General features: G+C 75.2%; 4 protein-coding genes. 1 reads left to right on the forward strand and 3 read right to left on the reverse strand.

The window, feature by feature from the left end; translation table 11 throughout:
• Nucleotides 1–117: 117 nt before the first annotated feature.
• Nucleotides 118–510: a type II toxin-antitoxin system VapC family toxin gene (locus ACRYM0_RS20655; protein ID WP_432507724.1), complete on the reverse strand. Its 393-nt coding sequence runs from the start codon at nucleotides 508–510 to the stop codon at nucleotides 118–120.
• Nucleotides 497–727, reverse strand: coding sequence for a FitA-like ribbon-helix-helix domain-containing protein (locus ACRYM0_RS20660; protein WP_432507725.1), 231 nt, complete (start codon nucleotides 725–727; stop codon nucleotides 497–499). The genes ACRYM0_RS20655 and ACRYM0_RS20660 overlap by 14 nt, the downstream gene beginning before the upstream one ends.
• Before the next feature lie 160 nt (nucleotides 728–887).
• On the opposite strand from ACRYM0_RS20660, the gene ACRYM0_RS20665 reads away from it, so the two are divergent.
• The gene (locus ACRYM0_RS20665; protein WP_432507726.1) at nucleotides 888–1,112 is read left to right on the forward strand and encodes a hypothetical protein; all 225 of its coding nucleotides are present in this window, start codon (nucleotides 888–890) and stop codon (nucleotides 1,110–1,112) included.
• Nucleotides 1,113–1,145: 33 nt separating this feature from the next.
• On the opposite strand, the gene ACRYM0_RS20670 is transcribed toward ACRYM0_RS20665, so the two are convergent.
• A complete protein-coding gene (locus tag ACRYM0_RS20670; RefSeq protein WP_432507727.1) occupies nucleotides 1,146–2,975 on the reverse strand; it encodes a thiamine pyrophosphate-requiring protein in 1,830 nt (609 codons plus the stop codon).
• Nucleotides 2,976–3,027 lie beyond the last annotated feature (52 nt).

Consider the following 3,027-nt stretch of genomic DNA (forward strand, 5'->3'; position numbering starts at 1 on the left):
GTTCGGCAGGTGCACGAGGGCTCCGCGCCGGCCGGTCGACAGATCCCGTTGAAGACACGAGGTCAGTCAGAGCAAGGGTCAGACCCACCGGCGCGGAGTCCTCGTACATCCTCACTGTCAGCGCAGGACCTCCACCTCGCAGGTGGTGCCCGGTGCGCGGGACAGGCGCGCGTCCGCGGTGACCAGCGTGACGTCCAGCGCCTCCGCCAGCGCCACGTAGGCGGCGTCGTAGCTGGTGACGGTGTGCCGGAGCTCCCAGCACCGGCGCAGCAGGCCGCGGTGGGCGGCGCGTCGCAGCGGCAGGTCGATCAGGTCGGTCAGCGCCAGGTCGGCGCGGCGCTGGGGGAGGGCCCCGCCGGCGACCGCGCGGCGCAGCACCGAGGCGACCTCCAGGTCGATCACCTCGGGTGCGGCGAGGACCTCCCCGAGGAGGCGTTCGCGGGCTCGATCCCCGTCGGGGCCGTCGTCGGCGAGGGCGGGGGCGAGGACGCTGGCGTCAACGACGATCACGGTCGTCGTGCACCGCCTCCACCGCGTCGCGGAAGGACAGGCTGCCCCCGGCCCGCCCGCCGGCCCGCCCGAGGACCTCGTCGAGCGAGGGGGTGGAGGCTTCCTCGACCAGCCTGGCGAGCAGGTACTCCTGCAGGGACTGGTGCGCCAGGGCTGCGCGTCGCCGCAGGACGGCGTGCGTCTCGTCCGGCACGCCCTTGATCTGAACGCTGGGCATGGCGCCATTGTGGCGCTTCGAGGCGCGGTCCACAACCACCGCGGCGCCGGCACGAAGGTGGGACCGCAGGGGCGACCGCCGGCGACCGAGCGCGCCCGCACCCGTGGGCCGGAGCGCTCATCCCCGTGCCCGCACGCCGTTCGTGCCGCAGACTGGGACGGTGGCGAGCGCGGACCGGGTCCTGGTGGGTGGGTTGCTCGCGCTCCTCGCGGTGGTCCTGGTGACCAGCGCCGTGCGGGCGCTGCGCCGCTCGCGGCGGCGCGAGGCGGCCGTCCGCGACGACACCCTGCGCGCCGGCCGGGACCCCGAGGTCGACGGCTCGGGCGCGGCGCTGCGCGCCATGGGCCGCAACGCCTGGATGCGCCCCGGCGGCGGCGGGTTCTGAGGCGGGGGAGCCCGCCGGCTCCCGGGACGGGCGTCAGTCGCGCTCGCGGCGCACGACCCTGGCCGCGGCGCCCGCGGTCTGGCGCACGCCGTCCACGACGATCTGCGCCGCCGACGCCTCCCCGCGCAGGCCCGCCTTCACGGTGGCCTTCGCGGTGTTCGCGACCTGCTCGAGCGTGACGTGCGGGGGGATCATCGGCACGTCCGGGTCCACCACCGCGTCGATCACGGTGGGCCGGCGCGCCGCGAACGCCTCGTCCAGCAACGCCTCCAGGCCCTGGGGCCCCTCGGTGCGCACCCCGCCCAGCCCGAGCAGGCCCGCGTACTGCCCGTACGGCAGGTCGGGCACGTCCATCGCGGCGTCGAACGGCACCTCGCCCTGCATCGCTCGCGCCTCCCACGCCACGAACGACAGCTGCCGGTTGTTGAACACCACGACGACGAACCGCGGGTCCTGCCACGTGCGCCAGCGCTGCGCGACGGTGATGAGCTCGTTGATGCCGTTCATCTGCATCGCGCCGTCGCCGATCAGCGCCAGCACGGGCCGGTCCGGGTGCGCCTGCTTGGCGGCCAGCGCGTAGGGCATCCCGCCGCCCATCGACAGCAGCGTGCCGGACAGCGACGCGAGCATCCCGGGCCGCAGGTCCAGGTCGCGGGCGTACCAGCTGGTGGCGGTGCCGCAGTCCACGGCGACCATCGCGTCGTCGGGCAGCCGCTGGGACAGGCCCCGCACGAGCAGTTCCGGGTTCAGCGGGTTCGCCTTCGCCGCGGCCCGCTCCTCGCCCCACGCCCGCCAGGTCGAGTTCCACCCGGCGATCTCCTCGCGCCAGGACGGGTCGGGTTCCGCGCCCTCCAGCAGCGGGAGCAGCGCAGCCAGCGTCTGCTGCGCGTCCCCGACGAGGTTCACCTCGGTGGGGTAGCGCAGCCCGCAACGGGTGCCGTCCACGTCGATCTGCACGCCGCGGGCCTGGCCGGGTTCGGGGTAGTACTCGCTGTACGGCATGGTCGTGCCGACCATCAGCAGCACGTCGCAGCCCTGCATGAGGTTCCAGCTCGGCCGGGTGCCCAGCAGACCGATCGCGCCGGTCACCCAGTCGAGGCGGTCGTCCAGGACCGCCTTGCCCAGCAGCGCCTTCGCCACCCCGGCGCCGAGCCGGTCGGCCACCGCGGTGAGCTCCTCCGTGGCGCCGAGGGCCCCGGCGCCGGCGAGGATCGCCACCCGCTTCCCCGAGCGCAGCACCCGCGCGGCCTGCGCCAGGGCCTCCGGGCGCGGGGTCCCCGGCAGGGAACCGGGCACGGCGCTGGTGTGGGTGTAGCCGTGCGCGACGGGCACCTCGAGGACGGCGTCGGCGTCCTGCAGGTCGCTGGGCAGCACGATCGCGGTGACGGTGCGCCGTTCCAGCGCGGTGCGCGCGGCCCGGTCCACCGCGTGCTGCACCTGGCTGGGGTCGCTGACCTGGAACACGAACTCTCCGGCCACGTCGGAGAACAGCCGCACCAGGTCCAGTTCCTGGTAGTAGCTCGTGCCGAGGGAGTTGCTGGCGCTCTGCCCCAGCAGCGCCACGACCGGCACGTGGTCGAGCTTGGCGTCGTACAGCCCGTTCAGGGCGTGCACCGCGCCGGGGCCGGAGGTCACCGCGCACACCCCGATCGGGCTGCCGCCGAACTTCACGTCCGCTGTCGCGGCGAAACCCGCGGTCTCCTCGTGGCGGACCTGCACGAACTCCGCCTCACCGGCGGCCTGCGCGCGGCCCAGCGCCGAGACCACCCCGCCGATGCCGTCGCCGGGGTAGCCGTAGACCCTGCGGGCGCCCCACCGCGCCAGGCGCGAGACGACGTGGTCACCGACCGTCGGAGAGCTCATGGCTCCACGATCGGGGCCCCACCGCCCTCGCGCACCCGCAACGGCGGGTGCG

It is taken from the genome of Kineococcus arenarius subsp. arenarius, assembly GCF_050871845.1.
In the GTDB taxonomy this organism is placed as follows: domain Bacteria; phylum Actinomycetota; class Actinomycetes; order Actinomycetales; family Kineococcaceae; genus Kineococcus.